Genomic DNA, 20544 nt, shown 5'->3' with positions numbered 1-20544 from the left:
GTGGAGCAGCCCGGTAGCTCGTCAGGCTCATAACCTGAAGGTCACAGGTTCAAATCCTGTCCCCGCACCCAAAGATCCAAAAGCCCCGCTGGCTCCTGCCCGCGGGGCTTTTTGCTGGCTGAACCAAGATGTTCTTCAAATGTTCTTGACTCTGGGTTGAGTTCAGGCATGCTGAAGCTCCGCCGCGTAGTCCGTGGCGGTCGCCCAAACCCGACTGAACCACAGTCTGTTCCCGCGCCGCCCAGCGCCACCAGCCATTTGCACTGGAGCCTTCCGCATGCCTGCACGGCAGACCGACCCTGCACGCCTGAAGGGTCAGGAACTCACGACTTGGTACACGACGCCTACCGCTGACCGCGAAGCGCAGAAGCAGGCCGCATACAATAACGCTTATGAGCAGTACTTCGGGGCAACCCCGCAGATGTCTGCTTCTGAGAAGGCCGATTTTCGCAAGCAGCAGGCGGCGTACGATCAGGCGCGCCGCAAGAGTTCTGACGAGAACTGGTGGTTGTCCATTCCGGCCCTGGCGCCCGCGGGCGCGGTCCTGTTGGCCGAAGGCGTGGGGACCCTGGCGGCGCGCTATGCGCCCATCCCGCTTAATTCCGGCCCGCATGTTCTCACCGAGCGGATGCCGCACCTCCGCGTTGGAGACAACTGGGCCACCCGCGCCGGACGAAGGGCGCACGACACCTACAGGGACATGGCGAAGGCGAAGGGCTGGGAGGTGGAGCAGACGCTCGAGGGGAGCAGGCTTCGGCCAGATATCAAACCCCCTCAACGGGTGACGGGCCAGGCGCAGCCGCCGAAGATCAAGTACATTGAGATCAAGCCTAATACGCCCTCTGGCCGGGCGGCGGCGGCCCGCCAAGTCAAACAGTATCAGGCGCAGGGCGGAGTTAAGGTCCGAACCCTGTACTATCAGCCCAAGAATTTTCTATGACGCGCATCAACTACGCTCGTGTCATCGATAAGGCCCTCAAGCCACTTGGGTTCGACAGAGATGCAGATGACTGGATCCGCATTCGTGGGGATCGGTGGGAGTGTGTGAATCGGTACTCGAGCTGGCTTGGAGGCGTCCATGTTACACTCTCGATGAAGGACCTCGAGACGCAGCGCGTCTACCGGTCAATCTTTCACCTTCCCGATGACCTTGCCTGGGGCGGATATCTCGATGAAGACCTGGGCGTGCTCGTGAACGGGCGCCAGGGTTTCTGGATGCAGGACACCCCCAACGGGGCTCAGGACTTGGTCGACAAGCTGCTCACATTCGGCCTGCCCTGGTTCGAGACCTTTCAGACCCCGGAACAGGTCGTCGCCCCTTGGCGAGCCCGGACAGATCCGCCGACCTACCGAGCTTTCAACCCGACGTGGCTCATTACGTACATGATATGCTTCTATCGCTTAGGGGACCTTGAGGCCGCTCGAGAGGTTCTAAGGACCCCGGCGCCCAGGCTGGCGCCGCCCAAATCCTTGGAGGCCATCGCAAGGGCGAGCGCTTGGCTTGAGGCCAGGATTGCCGCGAAGGCTCAGATGCCGGGCCTCAAAGGGCCGGCCTAACCTGTGCTGTTGCAGAAGTCGTCGCCCGCCTCGAAGGCGGAGGCGTCGAGGTTCGCGTGCCCGCCCCGTGATCTGGGACCCCGGCTAGCCGAACAGGTCCTGGCCCAGCATCATCCCGTCTCGGCGCAGGGTCTCGACCTTGAAGGTTCCGGCGGCTTCGGCGGAAAGCGGCGCTGAGCCTGGTCCGCGCAGCCAGTCATGGCCCGCCTGGGGGCCGAAGGTGATGATCTGGCGGTCGTGATAGGGGGCGACGTCGCTCTGGGGCGGGGCGGTCAGCAGGCTGAAGCAGCCTTGCTGGACCACCGCGGCGATCCAGAACCAGCCGCCGTCGGCGCGCGTGAACAGATGCTGGTCCTTCAGCTTCACCTTGGGCAGCGCAGGCGTCGTGTACTCATAGAAGCCGGTCGCCGGGACGAGCACCCGGTCCGACCGGGAGAAGTCCCGGCCATCGGAGCGGAAGTTGAACACCGGTGGCCCCTTCGGCCCCGGCCAGGCCCAGGTGGTCATGGACCCGACCAGCCGCTCGCCCGTCCAGCGGACCACCGCGGCGGTGTCGCGGATACGGATGCTGGCCTTGCCGTCCAGGTCATTGGGGGTGGCGCCGCCCTCCCATTCGAAGGCCGGCGGCGGGGAGAAGGCCCCGAACTCGGCGATCAGCTCGTCCAGGGACTTGGTGCGGGCGAATTCGTTGCACATGGCCCCATTGAAGGCCCGCTTGCCGGCGGCGTCCAGCCGATTACCTCTAGCCATTCCCGGCGTGGGCTGGCTTGTTGCGAGCCCTGGAGCGTGGGGGAGACGAGATGGCGCGGGTGACCAGCCTGACCTGGGGCGTGAAGCAGAGCTTTCGCGGCTATGTGGAGATGACCGGCGGGGTGACAGAGGCCGCCGAGGGCGCGACCCGCGACGCCGACGGCGCCTTCATCTTTCCCGCGACGGCCGAGAGCACCCTGGAGCTGGCCGCCGACGGCGCGCTCACGGGCCGTGGCGTGTTCCAAGGCGAGGTCAAGTTCGACAGCCACGGCGGGATGCTGAAGGTCTTCCTGGCCGACCCGATCCTGGAGGTCACCGAGGCCGGCGCGACGCTCACGGTGGCCGACAGCCCCAAGCGCAATTTCCGCATCGAGGTGGTCAAGCTCGACCTGGCCGCCGCCGGTCCGGACGGCATCCCGACCAAGCTGTCCGTGGACGGCGTCTACCTGTTGGGCGCGCACTACCCCCTGAACACCGCGGTCGACCCGGTGAAGCTCGCCTGATCAGGCCTCGCTAGGCCCGCTCTACGATCAACGGCAGGCCCCCCAGCGGCTTCAGGGTGGCGTGGGCGTAGGGGAAGACCTCGTGGCCGACCACGGGGCGGAAGCTGAACCGCGACAGCCAGTGGGAGAGCACGATCAGGGCCTCGGCGTTAGCGAAGGCCATGCCGATGCAGATGCGCGGGCCCGCGCCGAACGGGATGTACTGGAAGCGGTGGCGGCCCGCCTTGGCCTCGGGATCGAAGTTCTCGGGATTGAACAGCTCCGGGCGATCCCAGAGCTTGCGGTGGCGGTGCACCACCCAGGGCCAGACGCTGATCATTTCGCCCTTCTTCACCGGAATGCCGCAGACCTCGTCGTCGGCCAGGGCCTCACGGTCGATGCGCGGCACCGGGGGATAGAGCCTAAGCGTCTCCTCCCAGACCATGCGCAGGTAGGGGAGCTTCTCCAGCACCTCGGCGGGATTGGATGACGAGGCCCAGGCGGCGGCCGACTCTTCCCGCGCCCAGGCCTGGGCCTGGCGGTCGCGGCTGAGCAAGTAGAGCGCCCAGGCCAGCCCGTTGGCCGTGGTCTCGTGGCCGGCGACGAAGAAGGTGGCGGCGTTGTCCAGGGCGAGCTTGGCGGCGACCTTGGGCTCATAGCGCTCGGCGAAGGCGTCCAGCAGGCGGGTCATGAAGTCCTGAGCCTCGCCCCGCGCCGACTGCCGCTGTTCAATGAAGCCGGCCAGCTTGCCCAACAGCCGCTTGCGCGCCGCCGCGCCGCGCCGCTGGATCCGGCTCTGGTCGAGCCAGGGCGCGCCGAACAGGACGCCGATCCGGTACTCCGCGGCGGCGGCGATCACCGCGTCGATGTCGCCGGCGTCGCGCTCGAACTCTAAGCCCACCTCGCCGGAGAACAGGGCCTCATTGATGATCTCAAACGTGGTCCGGGTGGCTTCGGCGGCCACGTCCACAGGGTCACCGGCGCCTTGCGCCCAGCGGTCTCCCGTGCGCTCGGCGACGCGGGCGAACACCGCCTCAAACTGTGACAGGGCCGTCGGCGTGAAAACCGGGGCGGCCAGGCGCCGCTGGTCGCGCCACAGTTCACCCTCGGCGCTGAACAGGCCCTCGCCGATCGCCGGGGCCAGCATCCGGCGCACGAGGCCCGGCTTGGGATAGTTGGCGGCGTTGTCCAGGAAGACCCGCTTGATCCCCTCCGGATCGCTGATCCCCACATAGGTCAGGTTCAGGATCCGGTTCTTGCGGTTGAGGATGTCGAAGGTCTCCTTCGGCCAGCCGACCAGCGGATTGCGCGCCGTCTCGCCCATGAACATGTCCCACATGGTGGGCCAGTGGTCCGTCTCCACAGGCGCCGCAGGGCGGAAGTGCGCGGGTTCGGGCCGGCGCGCAGGCGCGCGCGGGAGGGCGAGATCCGTCATGGGGCTTTGGCTCTTTTCGGCGTCCTGGAGCCGGGGCGTCGCCGCCGGCGCACGCGGACGATGTCGAATTTGCACGCGCGCGCCAAACGATATAACCGTGGTTTTCTTGTGAGCTGAAGTCACAGGAGGTCCGAGATGGACCGCCGCATCCTGCCGCCCCTGACCGCCCTGCGCGCCTTCGAGGCCTTCGCCAGGCTCGGCCGGATGACTTTGGCCGCCGACGAGCTTTGCGTCACCCATGGCGCCGTCAGCCGCCAGATCCGCAGCCTGGAGACCGCCCTTGGCCTGACCCTCACCGAGGGGCCGCGACACCGCCTGCGCCTGACCGCGGAGGGCGAGCGACTGGCCGCCACAGCCCGGGCCGCCTTTGACGGCCTGGCCCGCACGGTGGCGGACCTGAAGGCGGCCCAGGCCAACGAGCTGCACCTGTCCTGCGTCGGCACCCTGGCGATCCGCTGGCTGATCCCGCGCCTGCCGGCCTTCCACGCCGCCCATCCGGAGGCCCGCGTGCGGGTGACGGAAAGCTATGCGCCCGTGGACTTCGCCCGGGAGCGGTTCGACGCCGCCATCCGCATCGCCGAGCATGTTCCGGCCTTAGGCGTCGAGGCGACGCCCTTCCTGGACAACTTCCATGGCCCGGTGCTGGCCCCGCATCTGGTGGGCGGCGGACCGACGGGCCTTGAGGGCGTGCCGCGCCTGACCACCGGCACCCGGCAGACCGCCTGGGCGGAATGGGAAGCCCATTCCGGCGTCAGCCTGCCGCCCGCGCCCCAGGTGCAGGAGTTCGAGCATATCTTCTATGTGCTGGAAGCGGCCGCCGCGGGGCTGGGCGTCGGCCTGACGCCGTGGATCTACGTCGCCGGCGACATCGCCGCCGGCCGGTTGACCGCGCCGCTGGGCTTTGCGCCCAATCCCGCGCGGTTCTTCCTGATCACGCCGGAAGGGGCGGACAAGCCGGTCGTCGCGGCTTTCCGCCACTGGCTCCTGGCCGAGGCCGCCAAGGCGCCGAAGCCGCCCGGGACTTAGGCCCCCTGGAATCCGGACCGCCTGGGCTCGCACCCCATTGAGCGTCCTCAGAGCGACCTGACGCGTCCTTCTCCCCTTGCGGGAGAAGGTGGCCCTGCGGAGCAGGGTCGGATGAGGGGGCTCTCAAGCCTCTCGAGTCTGGCGTTCTGGGAGATGACGGGCCAGGGCGGCGCGACCCCTCATCCGTCAGCTTCGCTGACACCTTCTCCCACAAGGGGAGAAGGAAACGGATGCAGCCGGACTTTGCCAGACCCCCTGAGTACGACCCCAGGCGCTTAGCCCGCGTACTTCTCCAGATCCTCGTCGGAGATGTCGTAGTTGCCATAGACGTTCTGGACGTCGTCGTCGTCTTCCAGGGCGTCGATCATCTTCATCAGAGTGGCCACCGCATCGCCGCTCACCGGGGTCAGGGCCTTGGGCTTCCAGATGATCTTGGTGCTCTTGGCCTCGCCCAGCGCGGTCTCCAGGGCCTGCGCCACCTCGTTCAAGGCGTCAAAGGCGGTGAAGACGGTGTGGGTCTCCTCGTCGGACTCCACATCCTCGGCGCCGGCCTCGATGGCCGCTTCCATCACCTTGTCCTCGGAGCCGATGGCGGCCGGATAGACGATCTCGCCCATGCGGTCCCACATGAAGGAGACCGAGCCGGTTTCGCCCAGGTTGCCGCCATGCTTGGAGAAGATCGAGCGGACATTGGCCGCGGCGCGGTTGCGGTTGTCGGTCAGGACCTCGACGATCACGCCGACGCCGCCCGGACCGAAGCCCTCGTAGCGGATTTCGTCATAGGTGTCGGCGTCGCCGCCGATGGCCTTCTTGATCGCCCGCTCGATGTTGTCCTTGGGCATGGACTCGGCCTTGGCGTTGTTCACCGCCAGGCGCAGGCGCGGGTTCATGGCCGGATCGGGCATCCCCGTCTTGGCCGCGACGGTGATTTCGCGCGAGAGCTTGGAGAACAGCTTGGACCGCACGGAGTCGGCGCGACCCTTGCGGTGCATGATGTTCTTGAATTTCGAGTGGCCGGCCATGTTCGCTCGTACTGGCTTTTTTTGGACAGACGGGGCTTCTAACTCTAGGCGTCGTCGAACGCCAGCTTGGACCGCTGTCTTGAAGGGGGAGACAGCACGACCCAGGTCAAGGCGTTGTTCAGGGTGTGGGGCTTAGACTGGCCCCGCCCGATTGGGAGTGAGGATGAACTTGACCGATTTCCCCGATGAGATCCGCGGCGACGTGCTGGATGGCCGGCCCGCCCCGTGGGTGAAGAAGCCCATCGTCTCGCCCCGCGAAGCCGCCGCCCTGATCGGCGCCTTCACCCTGGGCGCGCTGAGCGTCGTGGCCGTCGTCACCGTCGCGCGCCACCTGCAGCGGGACTAGTAGGCCAACCGTTCGATCGCCCCGCCGCTCAGGCGGAAGCAGGCGTCCTGGGGCACTTGTTGGGCCAGGGTTTCGGGCTTCGACAGGCCGGCATAGACCCCGCGTAGCAGGCGGCCGGCGACGCCGTGGCTGACGGCGATGATCCGGCGCTCGGGCTCCGGGGGCAGGGTTGAGAGCCAGTCGCGCAGGCGGGCTTGAGCGGCGTCGTAGGCCTCGCCGATGGGGGCGGTGAAGGCCCAGCCGGTTTCGCCGAAGGCTTCGGGATGGCGCGCCTTCAGGTCGGCGCGCAGGCCGCCGTCCCAGTCGCCCCAGCTCAGTTCGATCAGGCGGGCGTCGATCTCGAGGTCCGGCGTCCCCAGCGCGGCGCGGATCGCCTCGGCGGTGTCGCGGGCCCGGCCGAGCGGGCTGGAGATGATCCGCCAGCCCTCGCCCCCGCCGGTCAGGCGCTTGAGCGCGGCGCCGGCCTGGGCGGCCTGGGCGCGGCCCAGCTCGGTGAGCGGGGAATCGACGTGGCCCTGCAGCCGACCCTCGGCGTTGAAGGCGGTCTGGCCGTGGCGGACGAGATAGATCAAGGGGCGGTCACCGGCGGACAGGTCAGCCGGGTCATGGCCCCGCCCGACAGCCGGAACAGGGCGTCCTGGGGTGTGTCGAGCTCAAAGGCCTGTTCGCGGGTCAGCCCCAGATAGGCGCGGCGCACCATCACACCGGAAATGCCGTGAGCCACCAGGATCAGGCGGCGCTCCGGCTCCGGCGGCAAGGTGGCCAGCCAGGGATCGATACGGGCGGTCATGTCCTCGAACCGTTCGCCGCCCGGGGCGCGGAAGAACCAGTCGCGGGCGTTGAAGTCCTCAGGGGTCTCGGCGCGGACATCGGCGTAGAGGCGTCCCTCCCACGCGCCGCATCCCACCTCGATCAGGGGCGGAGCGATCTCGACCGGCAGGCCCAGGACGTCGGAGACGATCGCCGCGCTCTGGCGGGTGCGGCGCAGGGGGCTGGCGAGGATGCGCCAGCCCGAGACGTCCGCGATCTCCGCCTTCAGCACCTGCGCCATCGCCCGCACCTGGGCCTCGCCCAGGGCGGTCAGGGTCGACTCCAGTTGGCCCTGGAGCCGCCCCTCGGCGTTGTAGTCGGTCTGACCGTGGCGAAGGAGGTAGATCACCGCTTGCGGCGCACGACCGGGTGCGAGCTCGACAGGCCGCCGTCGACCGCGATGACCTGGCCGTTGACATAGGACGCATCGTCCGAGGCCAGGAACAGGGCGGCGTGGGCGATTTCCGACGGCACGCCGTAGCGGGTCATCGGGTTCAGCTGGCCGATCTTGTCCTCGTTGCCGCGGGCCCGGGCGCCGTCGAAGATCGGCTTGGTCATGCCGGTCTCGATCAGGCCAGGCGCGATGGCGTTCACGCGCACGCCGGTGCCGTAGAACTCGTTGGCCGAGGTCTGGGCCAGGCTGACCACGCCGGCCTTGGAGGCGGAATAGGGCGAGCCGCCGGCGCCGGAGCGGATGCCGGCCACCGAGGCCGTGAGGATGATCGAGCCCTTGCCCTTGGGGATCATCACCCGGCTGGCGAACTTGGTGAGCAGGAAGGCGCCGATCAGATTCACACGCAGGATCTCAGCCCAGAAGGCGGCGTCTTGTTCGTCAAAGCCGGTCCAGCCGCCCGAGATGCCGGCGTTGGCCCAGGCGACGTCCAGCCCGCCGAACTCCTTGACCGCCGTGGCGACCAGGGTCTCGACGAAGCCTTCGTCGCCAGCGTCGCCGGCCTCTGAGACCACGCGGGCGCCGGCGTCGCGGACCATCTGGGCGGTCTCGTGCACGGTGTCCATCTTGTCGGCGATGACCAGGCTGGCGCCTTCGCGGGCGAACAGGATCGCGCTGGCGCGGCCGATGCCGGAGCCCGCGCCGGTGATGATGGCCGTGCGGCCGCTCAGACGTCCCATGATGGTCTTCCTTCTCGTAAGCTTTGGGTCAGCGGGCGCGCGCGGCGGCCGCCAGAATGGCGTCGGCGACGATGTCGAACAGAGCGGGCGGCAGGTCGTGGCCCATGCCGGGGATGACCCGCAGTTCCGCGCCGGGGATGGCCGCGGCGGTGGATTGACCGCCGACCAGGGGCACCAGCGGATCATCGGCGCCGTGCAGCACGACGGCGGGGATGGTCAGCTTGCCCAGCCGCTCGGTGCGATCGCCGTCGCCGCGAATGGCCAGCATCTGGCGCTGAGAGCCGGTGGGGTTCCAGGCGCGCTGGAACTCGGCCAGGGCGCGGGCGCGAAGGCCGCCCTCCGGCCACGGATAGCCGGGGCTGCCGATGATGCCGGCGTGGCGGACCGCGTGGTCGAGATAGGCTTCGAGGTCGGCGTTCGGATCGGGTGGCGTCGCGGTCAGGGTCGCGCCAGCCTCGGGCGAGGGGGTGAGGGTGCCTGGCGCGCCGGAGGCCGACATGATCGAGGTGATGGAGGCGACGCGGTCGGGGTGATTGATCGCCACCGCCTGGGTGATCATCCCGCCCATGGACACCCCGGCCACATGGGCGCGGCCTGCGCCCATGGCGTCGAGCACGGCGATGGCGTCGGCGGCCATGTCGGAGAGGGCGTAGGTGTCGCCGGCCTTGAACCAGGTGGACAGACCGGTGTCGCGGTTGTCGAACCGGACGGCGCGATAGCCGGCGGCGACGAGCTTGCCGCAGAAGGCTTCCGGCCAACGGGTCATCTGCGAGCCCAGGCCATTGATCAGCAGGATCGTCTCAGGCGCGTCCCCGAACACTTCGTATTCAAGTTCGACGGCGCCGTTGCGGGCCCTGGGCATGGTGACCTCCCTTTTTATTGTCATCCCGGCTGGAGCGTAGCGGAAGGCCGGGACCCATACACTCAGGTCTTTCCGAAGGAGTCCGCGCATCTGGGTCCCGGACACGCCGCTTGCGCGGCGCATCCGGTGACAGATGGCTTACGGGACGAGCACCACGCGGCCGACGGCGGCGCGGCTTTCGATATAGGCGTGGGCGTCGGCGGCCTCGGCCAGCGGGAACTTGCGGTCGATGACCACTTCCAGCTCGCCCTTGGCCGCATCATCGATCAGGCCCTGGATCATGTCGTGCACGCGATCCGTCATGATCTCGGCGCCAAGGAAGACGCCGGACAGGGAGCGGTTGCCGCCCATCATCGAGCCCACATCCACCACCATCGGCTCGCGGCCGGCGGCGCCGACCATCGAGACGCGGCCGCGATAGGCCAGGCTGTTGATCGAGCCCTGCAGGGTCGGGCCGCCGACGGAATCGACGATCACATTGGCGCCCTTCTTGTCGGTCAGGCGCATGACTTCGGTGGCCACATCATGGGTGCTGTAGTTGATCCCATGGGTGAGGCCGAGCGGCTTCAGCTTTTCCAGGCGCTCGTCCGACGAGGCGGTGGCCAGGATCATCGAGGCGCCGGCCCGGCGGGCCAGCTGGATCGCCGCCACGCCCACGCCCGAAGCGCCGGCCTGGACCAGGACCACTTCACCCGCCTTCATGCGGCCGTACTCGAACAGGCAGTCATGGGCGGTGCCGAAGGTCACCGGGATCGCGGCGGCCTTGGCGATGTCATAGCCGTCCGGCACGGGCCAGCAGTTGCGGGCCGGGACCGAGCGCAGGGCGGCGTGGCTGCCCCAGTTGTTCACGGTGGCGACCTTCTGGCCGACCTTCAGGTGGGTGACCTCTTCGCCCACGGCGATGATCTCGCCGGCGGCCTGGTAGCCGACCACATGCGGATTGGTCATCAGGGGACCGCGCCAGCGGTTCAGGGTGTCACCGCCCTCGATGGCGATGGCCTCGACCTTGATGATCACGCCCTTGGGATGCAGTTGCGGGTCTGGGACGTCCTCGTACTTCAGGACCTCGGGACCGCCGTTCTCGTAATAGACAGCCGCTTTCATCTTCGTCCTCCCAATCAATCAAACAAATGTTCGAATTCTGGCTTGTCACGCCCATCGCCGCGGGGCAAGCCCAAGAAAACTGAACACGCTGACCTTAGGGGAGGAAGCGGCATGGACCTGGCCAAGCCCAGGGTCGACATCGGCCTGTCGACCAACGATCTCGAACCCATGCTGGCCTTCTGGCAGGGCGAAGCGGGCATACCCTTCGATCATCTGCTGCCGATCCGGCGCGGCCAGGACCAGCACCGCCACGATGCGCTGGGCTCGGTCCTGAAGATCAACCACCACGCCGCCCCGCTGCCTGACACCCCGCCCAGCGGCTATCTGGAACTGCTGGTCGCCCGGCCCGGCCTGGACGCGCCGGTCAGCCTGGTCGACCCGGACGGCAACCGGGTCAGCCTGGTTCCGCCTGGCCATGAGGGAGTCACCCAGATCGGCGTGCGCCTGGGCGTCCGCGACCTGGCGGCTCACCGGGACTTCTACGTCCGCGCCCTAGGCCTGGCGGAGGAGCCGCGGGACGAGGGTGGGGCCTTCCGGGCGGGCGAGACCCTGCTGATCCTTACGCAAGACCCAGAGGCGCCGGCGGATGCGGGGTTCCAGGGCAAGGGCTGGCGCTACATCACCTTCCAGGTGTTCAAGGTCGATGCGGAGCATGCCCGGGTCCTGGAGGCCGGCGGGCGCGAGGCCATGCCGCCGACCACGCTTGGAACCACGGCGCGAATCTCAATGGTGCGCGATCCCGACGGCAACTGGATCGAGCTTTCCCAGCGCGCTTCAATCACTGGGTCATTGGCTTAATCGACATCCTGTTTACAGTCGGGGCAGTTGTTCCCCCGCGTAGTGTTCCCCCAATGCCCAAGCGTACGGATGGCGAGGCTGGCGACAGCATCGCCCTGGTCATCGAGGCGATGCATCAGATCGCCGCTGATCCCGAGCGCTGGGATCAACTGATCGAAGCCCTGGCTGACGCCGAACCCATGGACGAGGCGCCCCCGGCCGTGCGCGCCGGCCTGGCCCAGAGCCAGGAGATCGCCCGCCTGCTGGAGCGCGCCGACCGCCAGCCTGACACGCCCGCCTGGCTGGTGCTGACCGCCCGCCGCAAGGTGGCCCAGATCAGCGCCGGCGCCCGCGCGGTGATCGAGGCCGGGCTGGGGACGATCGCCCCGGACGGCGCCCTGGTGTTCGCCCAGGCGGAGAACGGCTTCGCCCTCGACAAAGCCATCGCCCGCAGCCGCACCCAGCCGGGCAGTCAGGTGATCCTGCGCCTGGAGCGAGACGAGGCCCTGGGCCCCTGCTTCGCCTATCTGGTCCCGGCCCCCAACCTGCCGCAGGCTGTGGGGGTGGCGGATGACGCCCTGGCCCTGGTCTTCCCCCCGTCCGAGGAGACGGGTCGCCTTTGGGCGAGCCTGCGCGAGAGCTTCGGCCTGACCCCGGCCGAGTCCCGGCTGGCCCGCAAGCTGAAGGACGGCCGCAGCCTGAAGGACGCGGCCGACGAGCTGTCGGTCAGCATCAACACGGTGCGCAACCAGCTGCGCGCCATCTTCGACAAGATGGGCCTGACCCGGCAGAGCGATCTGGTCCGAACCCTGGCGGAACTGGCTCAGGTCGCCGGAATGATGGAGCCCGCGCCGGCGTCGTTCAGCCCGGTCGCGCCGCCGATCCGTGAGCTGATCCTCGGCGATGGCCGACGCCTGACCTATCGCGACTACGGCGCGACGGACGGTCGGGCCGTGCTGATGTTCCATGAGGGCCTGGGCTCGTCCCTGCTGCCGCCGGGCGCGCAGGAGAAGGCACTGAGCCTGGGGATGAGGGTGGTGTGCGTTGACCGGCCGGGGTTCGGCCGTTCAGACCCGCATCCGGACTACAGCTTTGATGCGGTCGCCCTGGACGTGGTGGAGCTCTGCGGCCGCATCGGCCTGCGCCAGCCGACGATTGTGGGCATGCTGTCGGGCGCGCCCTCGGCCCTGCAGACCGCCATCCGGCTTGGGGACGAAGCGCGTGGGGTGCTGATCCTGTCCGGGCGTCCGCCCCGCCCCGCCCGTCGCGGCGGCGCCCTCGACCCGGTCAACCTGTTCCGTATCCGGATCGAGGACCACCCGTGGGTCACCGAGACCCTCTATGCGATCCTTCGCCTGCGGCTGTCGCCCAACCTGGTCAGCCGCTTCATGCGCCACTCGATCAAGCACTCGCCGGGCGATCAGGCCTGGCTGGCCGCCCATCCGGAGGCGGTGGACTATGTCGCCGCCTATGTGGGCGAGGCCCTGGACAGAACCCCGCGGGGCGCCGCGGACGAGATCGTCGCGTTCCGGCGGGCGCGCAACATGACCCTGGCGGGGCTTACGGCGCCGCTGAGGATCTGGCACGGCGAGGAGGACCAGTTCGCCCCGCTGCAGGCCTTGCTGGATTTCGCCGGCGACCTACCCGCCGAGGTCCGGGTGTTCCCCGGTATGGGACACCTCCTGGCCCTGCGCTGCTGGGAAGCGGTGTTCGAGGACCTGGCCAATTGAGGTCGGCTTCAAAAGAGTTGGAGCGCGATGGCCGCCGAAACCGGCTTCCACTTTCGGCTATCGCGCCCCTGACGGGCGCATAGTCCGTTTGCATCATGCGTCGGCTGCGACATCCCGCCACAACAGACAAGCTTACGGAGACCCACCCCCAGGGGTCGTCCAAGCGCCCCGTCCAAGCTGGCCCGAGCCGGCGATCGGCGTGCGCACGAACCTCCCCCGGGGCCACGACGCTTGACCATTCTTTTCGGCCGGGGGGCCACTGCATTGAAAAAGATTTTCGTTCCCGCCGTCGCGCTGAGCGCGCTGATGCTGACCGCCTGGGGCGCGCCCAAGATCGCCGCGCCGACCAGCCTGAAGGCTCCGACCCCGATCGAAGGGACCACCGGCAAGTACGCCTCGCCCTTCACCTCTGACGGCGTCACCGCCGGCTGGGTGACCAAGTCGATGCAGGTCAAGGCCGCCGGCCAGATCGGCTCGATGGCCGGCAATTATGCGGGCCAGAAGGCCATGGAGCAGGTCCCGTTCGTGGGCGGCTTCCTGGGCAAGAAGGCCGGCGAAGCCCTGGGTCGCCAGGCGGCGCTGAGCGCCATCGGCGGCGAAGCCTTCATTCGTTCGTCCACCGACCTCAGCTTCAACTCGCTGAACGACATGGCCCTGTTCATGTACGTGAACTACTCGTCGAACCCGGACTACCAGAAGATCCTGGACGCGACCTACGCGATCTATCCGGAGTTCCAGACCGCCTACCTGCCGGCCCTTCAGGCCGCCTCGGCTGGCGTCCAGTAACACCATCCGCCCCGGCCGGCTGTCGCCTGCGCCGGGGCCATCCTTAAGCGGGCCCGAGGAGAGCGGGTCCGCCCCAGAGGGGGCGTCTCCATGTCTATGAAGTCTGTCACCACGGCCTGCGCCGTGCTCCTGGCCGTCAGCGCGGCGCATCCGGCCCTGGCCGCCGGCAAGAAGCTGAAGCCCCAGGCCTCGGCCACCGTCTACAAGGACACGACCTCGCCGGATGGCGTGAAGGGCGTGGGCACCGAGAGCCAGGACATCGTCGGCATGAGCGACGCCATGGTGCGCGACCTGCTCAATGTCCCGGAACTGATGAACCGGCCGACCCCGCCGCGGATCATCGTCGATCCGAAGTACTTCCGGAACGAGAGCTCCGAGATCATTGACAAGGCCCTGATCACCGACCGCATCCGGGTCAACCTGATCCGCGCCGCCCAGGGCCGCATGCGCTTCATCGGCCGCGAATACGCCGCCGCTGTTGAGGAAGAACGCGACCTGAAGGACTCGGGCAAGGTCGATGTCGGCACCACGGGCCGCACCCGCGCCCAGGCCGGGGCGGACTATCGCCTGGTCGGCCGGATCGGCACCCGCGACGCCATCGACACCAAGACCGGCGTGACCTCGCGCTTTTCGCAGTACACCTTCGAGCTGCTCGACATGGAGTACGGCGAGATCATCTGGTCGAACCTGTACGAGTTCAAGAAAGAGAACCGCGACGACGTGGTCTATCGCTAGGGCCGGGGATGAAGACGCTTTCCGCCCTCGCCGCGGCGGCGCTTCTCGGCGCCGCCAGCGCCGCCCATGCCGCGCCGCCACCGCCTCCGGCGCCGGTCCCCTATGATGCGGGGCCGGAGGAGTTCCAGAAGCGGCTGACGTCGGACCCGCCGACCAATCGGGTGCTGAACCAGATGGAGATCGGGGCGCGGGCCTTCTGGAAGGGCGACTATGCGACGGCCAAGCCGGCGCTGGACGACGCCATCCTGCGGATCGACGCAGTGTTCGCCGGCAGCGAGACGGCGGCCAAGGCCCGCAAGCTCTGGTACGACGAAGGGTCCAAGGACTTCAAAGGCGAGCCCTATGAGCGCGCCATGGCCTTCCTCTATCGGGGCCTGATCTATCTCCACGACGCCGACTACGAGAACGCTCGCGCCGCCTTCCGTCGCGGCCTGATGCAGGACGCCTTCGCCGAGGAAGACCAGAACCGCTCCGACTTCGCCCTGCTGCTCTACCTGGACGCCTGGGCCAGCCATGTGAACGGCGACGACGACCTGGCGCAGGAGACGATGGAGCAGCTGAAGAAGCTGCGTCCGGACTTCGGCGGCTTCGGCGAGAAGGACGACACCCTGGTCCTGGCCGAGACCGGCCAGGCGCCCCGCAAGCTGGGGGATGGCGCGAGCCACTCCTATTTCGTCTATCGCCGGGGCAAGCCGATCCTGGAGAACCAGGTGCAGGTGATGCGCGGCGCGGCCGCCATCCAGGCCTATCCCATGGAGGACCTCTACTACCAGGCCTCCACCCGCGGCGGGCGCGAGATCGACAAGATCCTGGCCGGCAAGGCCCAGTTCAAGGCGACGACTGGCGGGGTGGGCTCGTTCCTGGCCGACACCTCCGTGGCTCTCGCCTCCAGCAGCAGCGCCTTCAGCGCCGGCGGCGACTATGGCGGGGCGGTGGCGGCGGTGGGGGCCTTCTCCGGCGTGCTGCTGATCGTCTCGTCCTCGACCAAGCCCCAGGCCGACGTGCGGACCTGGAGCTCCCTGCCGGACACCATCCACGTGCTCACCTTCGCCTCGGGCGGCAAGCCGATGGACCTGTCCGCCCGCTTCCTGAAGGCCGGCGTGCCGGTCGAGGGCGCGGACAAGCCCTTCCGCTGCGAGGTCGACGCCAACCGCAAGCAGCTGTGCCTCGTGCGCGCCCACTGACAATCAAGAAACGGAAACGCCCAAGATGACCAAGTCCTTCAAGCCCCTGATGATCGCCCTGGCCGTCGTGGCCGGCGGCGCGGCCCTGAGCGCCTGTGAGACCCCGGCGCCGGAAGGCGGCGTGCGCATCGACAACCAGAACGACGTGCGCCCGACCCTGAACACCGTGCGGGTCATCGACGCGACCCTGGCGCGCTACAAGAACCTGTCCAAGACCAAGGTCGACAGCCTGCTGGACGTGGAAGGCGCCTACCTGTCGGAGACCCCCACCGGCTTCAAGAAGATCACCGTCCAGATCCGCAACAAGACCGACGTGGCGATCCCGATCGAGGTGCGCGCCTCCTGGTACGACACCGCCGGCATCCCGACCGACGCGGCCCAGTCCTGGACCCGCCTGTTCGTCCAGCCCCAGGCCATGGTGACCTTCGAGCAGAGCTCCACCCGCCTGAACTCCGCCCAGTACTACGTCGAGGTCCGCGGCGCCCAATAGGGCGCTTTCGGACTGGAAAGCTTACGGAGGCCCAGATGCCGACTGTCCGCACCCTCGCCGCCGCTGTCGTCGCCCTCGCCGCGGCGAGTCCGGCCCTGGCCCAGATGCGCCCGGAGGCGCCCGGCGTGACCTATCGCGACGGCATGCCCGCCGTGAACGCGCCTGCGCCGGTCGCCGCGCCTGACGCGGCCAACTCCCAGGCCTCCGCCGGCTTCGCCCGGTGGTACGCCGCCGCCGGCCGACCCTCGATCCTGTTGTTCTGGAACCGCGAGCTGATCGAGGACGCCACGACGATGTACGACAACGTGCAGAGCTCGGCGGCCATCGGCGCGGCCCGCAGCGACGCGGCGTCGGTGGCGGGCGCCGGCGGCTATGCGGTGGGCGGTTACGGCGCGGCGGCGGGCGAGAGCGTCCGCTATGGCGCGGGCAGCCGGTCCTCGGCCGCCATGGTCGCCACCGAGAGCCGTCAGTACCAGGAGCGGTCCACCGACAGCCGCTACGCCATCGCCGACCCGACCTACGGGCACGGCGTGGAGTCGGCGATCTCCTCGACCCTGATCTCGGCCGGCGCGAAGATCGTCAGCCGCGAGGCCCTGATGCGCAAGGTCTCCACCGGCAAGACCAAGGAAGACCGCCTGGACATCCAGTACCTGGAGACCTTGGCCATGGGCCAGGGCGTCCAGTACCTGATGGAGGTGCTGCCGGATCCCGACGCCACCTCGCCGACCGGGGTCAGCTTCACGGTCAAGGTCACGCACCTGCCGACCTCCACCGTGAAGGCCCAGTTCGTCACCACCGGCGCCCCGCCCAAGGGCCAGGCCAAGTGGGTGGCGGTGAACGGCGCGGGCTTCGAGAAGCGCACCGAGACCGTCCGGGCCACGCCCCAGCTGGTCGGCGCCCAGATCGCCTTCGACACCATGAGCCGGCTCCGCTGAGCCGGTCCCTGATCGGGCGCCGGAAGCCGCCCGTGGTCCGCGCCTCGGCGTGACCCAGAACGGCTGAGCTTGGGGGAGTTATCGGCCGGGTTTCCAAAGGGGGGCTCCTTTTAGGAGCTCCCCACGCCAGTTCCAGCCTTCCGCGCCGCCTCCCAGCCCGGCGCCGCGGATGCGGGCGCGGCCTCCCACCCCCTTGGCCGCGCCCGCGCTTTTCAGCTGCGACGCCGCGACAGGCTTGCGCGGGCGCCCCGCGTGACGCATTCAGCCAAGCTTCCTCCCCGTGTAGTGACTGAGACCCTTTCCATGGACGACCTTTCCGGAGCGCCCCTCGCGGACTTCGACGCCGCGCTCCCCTTGTCGCCGCTCGGGCCCCGCGCCTGGGCCAGCCAGGCGGACAAGCGCTACTGGAACGCCATCGGCCCCTGGGGCGGCTGGACCGCGGCGCTGCTGCTCAAGGCCGTGCTGGCCGAGGCCGACCACAACGGCACGCCCGTGGCCATGACCATCAACCTGATGGGCGGCCTGGACGAGACCGCGCCCCTGGCCCTGATGACCCGTCCGGCGCGCCAGGGACGGTCCATGGAGTTCTGGACCTCGGAGCTGATCCAGAACGACGCTTCCGCCGCCATGGCGATGGTGACGCTGGGCCACCGCCGCGACACCCTGACCGCGCACGAAGCGGAGTTCCCGCAGGTCGCGCCGCCGGAGAGCCTTAACCCCCCGGAGCGGCGCGCAGGCCTGGCCTTCGGCGCCATGTTCGAGAGCCGCTATCTGCCGGGCGCGATCCCCTTCCAGTCCGAGGGCGGATCCACCGAGACCTTCACCTGGGTCCGCGACGCCCAGGCGCGGCCGCTGGACTATCCGCTCTTGGCGGCCCTGGCCGACGTCTTCGCGCCACGCGTCTTCTACCGCAGCGCCGAGCGCCGTCCGGTCTCCACCGTCTCGATGACCGTGTACTTCCACGCGACGCCGCAGGAGCTGGCCGCGGTGGGCGGCGACTTCGTCCTGGCCCAGGCCCGCGCCCGCCGGTTCGAGGCCGGCTTCTTCGACCAGGCCGGAACCCTCTGGAGCCGGGACGGTCTGCTGTTGGCGACCACCGAACAGCTCTGCTGGTTCAAATAGGCGTTTGGTGACGTGCGCGTCACCGTCGCAGAATAGAGCTCGGACGGGCCGGATTCGGATGGCCCGATAGAGGGGAAACGCATGTTCTCGCACATCATGATCGGCACCAACGACCTGGACCGCGCCAAAGGCTTCTATGACAAGGTGCTGGGCACGCTGGGCGTGCCGCCGGCCCGCGTCGACGGCCACCGGATCTTCTACATGACGCCGACCGGCGTCTTCTCGGTCTCGCTGCCGATCAACGGCGAGCCCGCGACCTTCGCCAACGGCGGCACCATCGGCTTCGCCTGCAAGGACGCGGCCCAGGCCGACGCCTGGCACGCCGCGGGCCTGGAAGCCGGCGGGACCACCTGCGAGGATCCGCCGGGCGTGCGCGAAGGCGCCACCGGCAAGATGTATCTGGCCTACCTGCGCGATCCGGACGGCAACAAGCTCTGCGCCCTGCACCGGATGTGATCCGAGATTTAGGCGCTTAGTGAAGTGGTTCCGCACCCCGCTGGAAACGGCGGGGTGTTTTTTATTAAATTCAATGTGTTGAGGCTTTCTGTGGGCCTGTTCCTGCCGCCTCGCCAGCGGCGAGGCCCTATTTCAACACGAAGGGCACAAAGGGCACGAAGGACACGAAGGGGGCCAGATCCTGACAAGGGAGCATCAGGATAGGATTGCGCGCGCAGCGCGCCTTTGTGTCCTTTGCTTCCCTTCGTGCCCTTTGTGGTTCCAAGCTGAGGTTTGGCCGGGCTCGGCGGCGCAAGGTCACCCAAGACCAGGTCTTGCGGTGACGAGGTGCGCGCCTCAGGCGTTCTTCAGCACATAGCCGCGGATCGCCGCGATCACCTGATCCTGGTGATCCTCGGTGAGGTACGGGTGCATCGGCAGGCTCATCACCTTGCCGGCCTTGGCCTCGGTCACCGGCAGGCCGCCCGGCGTCGGATAGGCCGCATAGGGCGCCTGCTTGTGGATCGGGATCGGGTAGTAGACCGCGGTCGGCACCTCGGCGGCCTTCAGGTGGGCGATCAGCCCGTCGCGGTCGTCGGTCTCGATGGTGTACTGGGCCCAGACCGAGACCCCGCCCTCGATGACGGTGGGCGTGCGCACCACGTCCGACAGCCCCGCCGCATAGCGCGCGGCCACCCGGTTCCGGGCCTCGATCTCGTCGGCGAAGATGGTCAGCTTCTGCAACAGCACCGCGGCCTGGATCGTGTCCATCCGGCTGTTCATGCCCACGCGCATGTTCAGATAGCGCGGGTCGTGCTCGAAGGTCCGGCCCTCCAGGTCGCCCTTCACCGCCTGGCCGTGCACCCGCAAGCTCACCAAGAGGTCGTGGAAGGCCGCGTCCTTGGACAGGACCGCCCCGCCGTCGCCGTAGCAGCCCAGCGGCTTGGCCGGGAAGAAGCTGGTGGTGGCCACATCGGCCCAGTGGATCGGGTGATGGCCGTTGAGCGTGCAGCCGAAGCCTTGGGCGCTATCGGCGATCAGCTTCAGGCCGTGCTTCTTGGCCACCAGCGAAATGGCCGGATAGGCGGCCGGCTGGCCGAACAGGTCGACGGCGATGATCGCCTTGGGGACCAGCTTGCCCTCGGCCTTCACCGCCTCGATGGCCGCGTCCAGCTTGGCGGGGTCGAGGTTGTAGGTGTCTTCCAGGATGTCGACGAACACCGGCGAGGCGCCGACCAGCGGCATAACCTCGGCCGTGGCCGCGAAGGTGAAGGACGGGCAGAACACCGCATCCCCCGGCCCCACGCCCCACGCCATCAGCGGCAGCTGCAGCGCCTCGGTGCCCGAGCCGCAGGACAGCACGAACGGCGCCTGGCCGAACTCCCCCAGCGCCTTTTCGAACTGGGCGATCTCCGGGCCCATGATGTAGGCGCCGGAACGCACGACCTTGAGGATAGCGTCCTCCAGCGGCTGTCCGAGACGGGCGCGCTGGGCCTGAAGGTCGATGAACGGAATGGGCATGCGGGGAGAGTGATCCTGTTCGAAACGGCGCGCCATATGCCATGCGCCGGACGAAGGGGCCAAACACGGTTGTTTTCGGGAGGTTTCAGAGGGGCTCGGGGCGTCTGCTATGGGCTCTCGCTGGCCCTCGAAAGGCCCGCTCACGGATAGGGAGGGTTGAGCATAGGGGAAGCGCGGGCCCGTTCGTGCAGTTCGAGCTCTAGGGCGAGTTTCGAACGGGCTGGTTTTAGAGGGCACGCTCTGCCTCGACCAAACATCCAACGCCTTGTGTTGGCGCGCGAGCTTCGCGCCGTCGGGACGGCGG

Annotated in this window: 23 protein-coding genes; 14 read left to right on the top strand and 9 right to left on the bottom strand. The window is 68.5% G+C overall.

All coding sequences use genetic code 11. The annotated features are described in order from the left end of the window. Positions 1–277: 277 nt before the first annotated feature. Both ACFQ27_RS09320 and ACFQ27_RS09315 read left to right on the top strand, forming a co-directional pair. Positions 278–940 carry a hypothetical protein gene (locus tag ACFQ27_RS09320; protein ID WP_377353385.1) on the top strand — a complete coding sequence of 221 codons (663 nt, stop codon included), beginning with the start codon at positions 278–280 and terminating at the stop codon, positions 938–940. Next, on the top strand, positions 937–1557 hold the full coding sequence (locus tag ACFQ27_RS09315; protein ID WP_377353384.1) for a hypothetical protein: 621 nt from the start codon (positions 937–939) through the stop codon (positions 1555–1557). The genes ACFQ27_RS09320 and ACFQ27_RS09315 overlap by 4 nt, the downstream gene beginning before the upstream one ends. Positions 1558–1641: 84 nt before the next feature. Here ACFQ27_RS09315 and ACFQ27_RS09310 read toward each other — a convergent pair whose 3' ends face one another. Continuing rightward, complete coding sequence (locus tag ACFQ27_RS09310; RefSeq protein ID WP_377353383.1) at positions 1642–2307, bottom strand: SOS response-associated peptidase family protein; 666 nt, start codon at positions 2305–2307, stop codon at positions 1642–1644. A gap of 50 nt (positions 2308–2357) precedes the next feature. On the opposite strand from ACFQ27_RS09310, the gene ACFQ27_RS09305 reads away from it, so the two are divergent. Further along, positions 2358–2810, top strand: a complete 453-nt coding sequence (locus ACFQ27_RS09305; protein ID WP_377353382.1) for an HtaA domain-containing protein — start codon at positions 2358–2360, stop codon at positions 2808–2810. A gap of 10 nt (positions 2811–2820) precedes the next feature. On the opposite strand, the gene ACFQ27_RS09300 is transcribed toward ACFQ27_RS09305, so the two are convergent. After that, positions 2821–4224, bottom strand: coding sequence for a cytochrome P450 (locus tag ACFQ27_RS09300; protein ID WP_374346796.1), 1404 nt, complete (start codon positions 4222–4224; stop codon positions 2821–2823). A 135-nt stretch (positions 4225–4359) separates the two neighbouring features. On the opposite strand from ACFQ27_RS09300, the gene ACFQ27_RS09295 reads away from it, so the two are divergent. Then, positions 4360–5250 (top strand): LysR substrate-binding domain-containing protein, encoded by an 891-nt coding sequence (locus ACFQ27_RS09295; protein WP_377353381.1) that lies wholly within the window; start codon positions 4360–4362, stop codon positions 5248–5250. Between the two features lie 275 nt (positions 5251–5525). On the opposite strand, the gene ACFQ27_RS09290 is transcribed toward ACFQ27_RS09295, so the two are convergent. Continuing rightward, on the bottom strand, positions 5526–6272 hold the full coding sequence (locus ACFQ27_RS09290; RefSeq protein WP_374346798.1) for a YebC/PmpR family DNA-binding transcriptional regulator: 747 nt from the start codon (positions 6270–6272) through the stop codon (positions 5526–5528). 163 nt (positions 6273–6435) lie between these two features. Here ACFQ27_RS09290 and ACFQ27_RS09285 point away from each other — a divergent pair, with 163 nt between their 5' ends. After that, positions 6436–6618, top strand: coding sequence for a hypothetical protein (locus ACFQ27_RS09285; RefSeq protein ID WP_374346799.1), 183 nt, complete (start codon positions 6436–6438; stop codon positions 6616–6618). Here the strand turns inward: ACFQ27_RS09285 and ACFQ27_RS09280 are convergent. The 5 genes from ACFQ27_RS09280 to ACFQ27_RS09260 all read right to left on the bottom strand — a co-directional run bounded on the left by ACFQ27_RS09280 (position 6615) and on the right by ACFQ27_RS09260 (position 10525). Next, positions 6615–7190, bottom strand: coding sequence for a histidine phosphatase family protein (locus ACFQ27_RS09280; RefSeq protein ID WP_377353380.1), 576 nt, complete (start codon positions 7188–7190; stop codon positions 6615–6617). The two genes, ACFQ27_RS09285 and ACFQ27_RS09280, sit on opposite strands and share 4 nt — an antisense overlap. After that, positions 7187–7777, bottom strand: a complete 591-nt coding sequence (locus ACFQ27_RS09275) for a histidine phosphatase family protein (RefSeq protein WP_377353379.1) — start codon at positions 7775–7777, stop codon at positions 7187–7189. The genes ACFQ27_RS09280 and ACFQ27_RS09275 overlap by 4 nt, the downstream gene beginning before the upstream one ends. Continuing rightward, on the bottom strand, positions 7774–8559 hold the full coding sequence (locus tag ACFQ27_RS09270) for an SDR family NAD(P)-dependent oxidoreductase (protein ID WP_374346803.1): 786 nt from the start codon (positions 8557–8559) through the stop codon (positions 7774–7776). Before ACFQ27_RS09270 ends, ACFQ27_RS09275 begins: the two co-directional genes overlap by 4 nt. Before the next feature lie 28 nt (positions 8560–8587). Then, entirely contained in the window at positions 8588–9421 is an 834-nt protein-coding gene (locus tag ACFQ27_RS09265) for an alpha/beta fold hydrolase (protein WP_377353378.1), read from the bottom strand. Between the two features lie 138 nt (positions 9422–9559). After that, the gene (locus ACFQ27_RS09260; protein WP_374346805.1) at positions 9560–10525 is read right to left on the bottom strand and encodes a quinone oxidoreductase family protein; all 966 of its coding nucleotides are present in this window, start codon (positions 10523–10525) and stop codon (positions 9560–9562) included. A gap of 111 nt (positions 10526–10636) precedes the next feature. Here ACFQ27_RS09260 and ACFQ27_RS09255 point away from each other — a divergent pair, with 111 nt between their 5' ends. The 9 genes from ACFQ27_RS09255 (at position 10637) to ACFQ27_RS09215 (ending at position 18740) form a co-directional block, all read left to right on the top strand. Next, positions 10637–11323, top strand: a complete 687-nt coding sequence (locus tag ACFQ27_RS09255) for a VOC family protein (RefSeq protein WP_374346806.1) — start codon at positions 10637–10639, stop codon at positions 11321–11323. 53 nt (positions 11324–11376) lie between these two features. Beyond that, the gene (locus ACFQ27_RS09250; protein WP_377353377.1) at positions 11377–13032 is read left to right on the top strand and encodes an alpha/beta fold hydrolase; all 1656 of its coding nucleotides are present in this window, start codon (positions 11377–11379) and stop codon (positions 13030–13032) included. Between the two features lie 264 nt (positions 13033–13296). Next, positions 13297–13818 carry a hypothetical protein gene (locus ACFQ27_RS09245; protein ID WP_377353376.1) on the top strand — a complete coding sequence of 174 codons (522 nt, stop codon included), beginning with the start codon at positions 13297–13299 and terminating at the stop codon, positions 13816–13818. Positions 13819–13908: 90 nt separating this feature from the next. Beyond that, positions 13909–14553, top strand: a complete 645-nt coding sequence (locus tag ACFQ27_RS09240; RefSeq protein WP_374346809.1) for a hypothetical protein — start codon at positions 13909–13911, stop codon at positions 14551–14553. 8 nt (positions 14554–14561) lie between these two features. Then, a complete protein-coding gene (locus ACFQ27_RS09235) occupies positions 14562–15737 on the top strand; it encodes a hypothetical protein (RefSeq protein ID WP_374346810.1) in 1176 nt (391 codons plus the stop codon). 25 nt (positions 15738–15762) lie between these two features. Continuing rightward, positions 15763–16227, top strand: coding sequence for a DUF1425 domain-containing protein (locus ACFQ27_RS09230; RefSeq protein WP_374346811.1), 465 nt, complete (start codon positions 15763–15765; stop codon positions 16225–16227). Positions 16228–16262: 35 nt separating this feature from the next. After that, complete coding sequence (locus tag ACFQ27_RS09225; protein WP_374346812.1) at positions 16263–17162, top strand: hypothetical protein; 900 nt, start codon at positions 16263–16265, stop codon at positions 17160–17162. A 303-nt stretch (positions 17163–17465) separates the two neighbouring features. After that, a complete protein-coding gene (locus ACFQ27_RS09220; protein WP_374346813.1) occupies positions 17466–18284 on the top strand; it encodes an acyl-CoA thioesterase in 819 nt (272 codons plus the stop codon). 81 nt (positions 18285–18365) lie between these two features. Next, entirely contained in the window at positions 18366–18740 is a 375-nt protein-coding gene (locus ACFQ27_RS09215; RefSeq protein WP_377353375.1) for a VOC family protein, read from the top strand. Between the two features lie 336 nt (positions 18741–19076). Here the strand turns inward: ACFQ27_RS09215 and ACFQ27_RS09210 are convergent, their stop codons facing one another. Continuing rightward, positions 19077–20240 (bottom strand): DegT/DnrJ/EryC1/StrS family aminotransferase, encoded by a 1164-nt coding sequence (locus ACFQ27_RS09210; protein WP_377353374.1) that lies wholly within the window; start codon positions 20238–20240, stop codon positions 19077–19079. Positions 20241–20544: the final 304 nt, after the last annotated feature.

The sequence above is a fragment of the Phenylobacterium conjunctum genome (assembly GCF_042679085.1).
Classification (GTDB): Bacteria; Pseudomonadota; Alphaproteobacteria; order Caulobacterales; family Caulobacteraceae; genus Phenylobacterium; species Phenylobacterium conjunctum.
The sequence above is the reverse complement of the archived record's forward strand: the minus strand, read 5'-3'. Positions and strand labels throughout refer to the sequence as shown.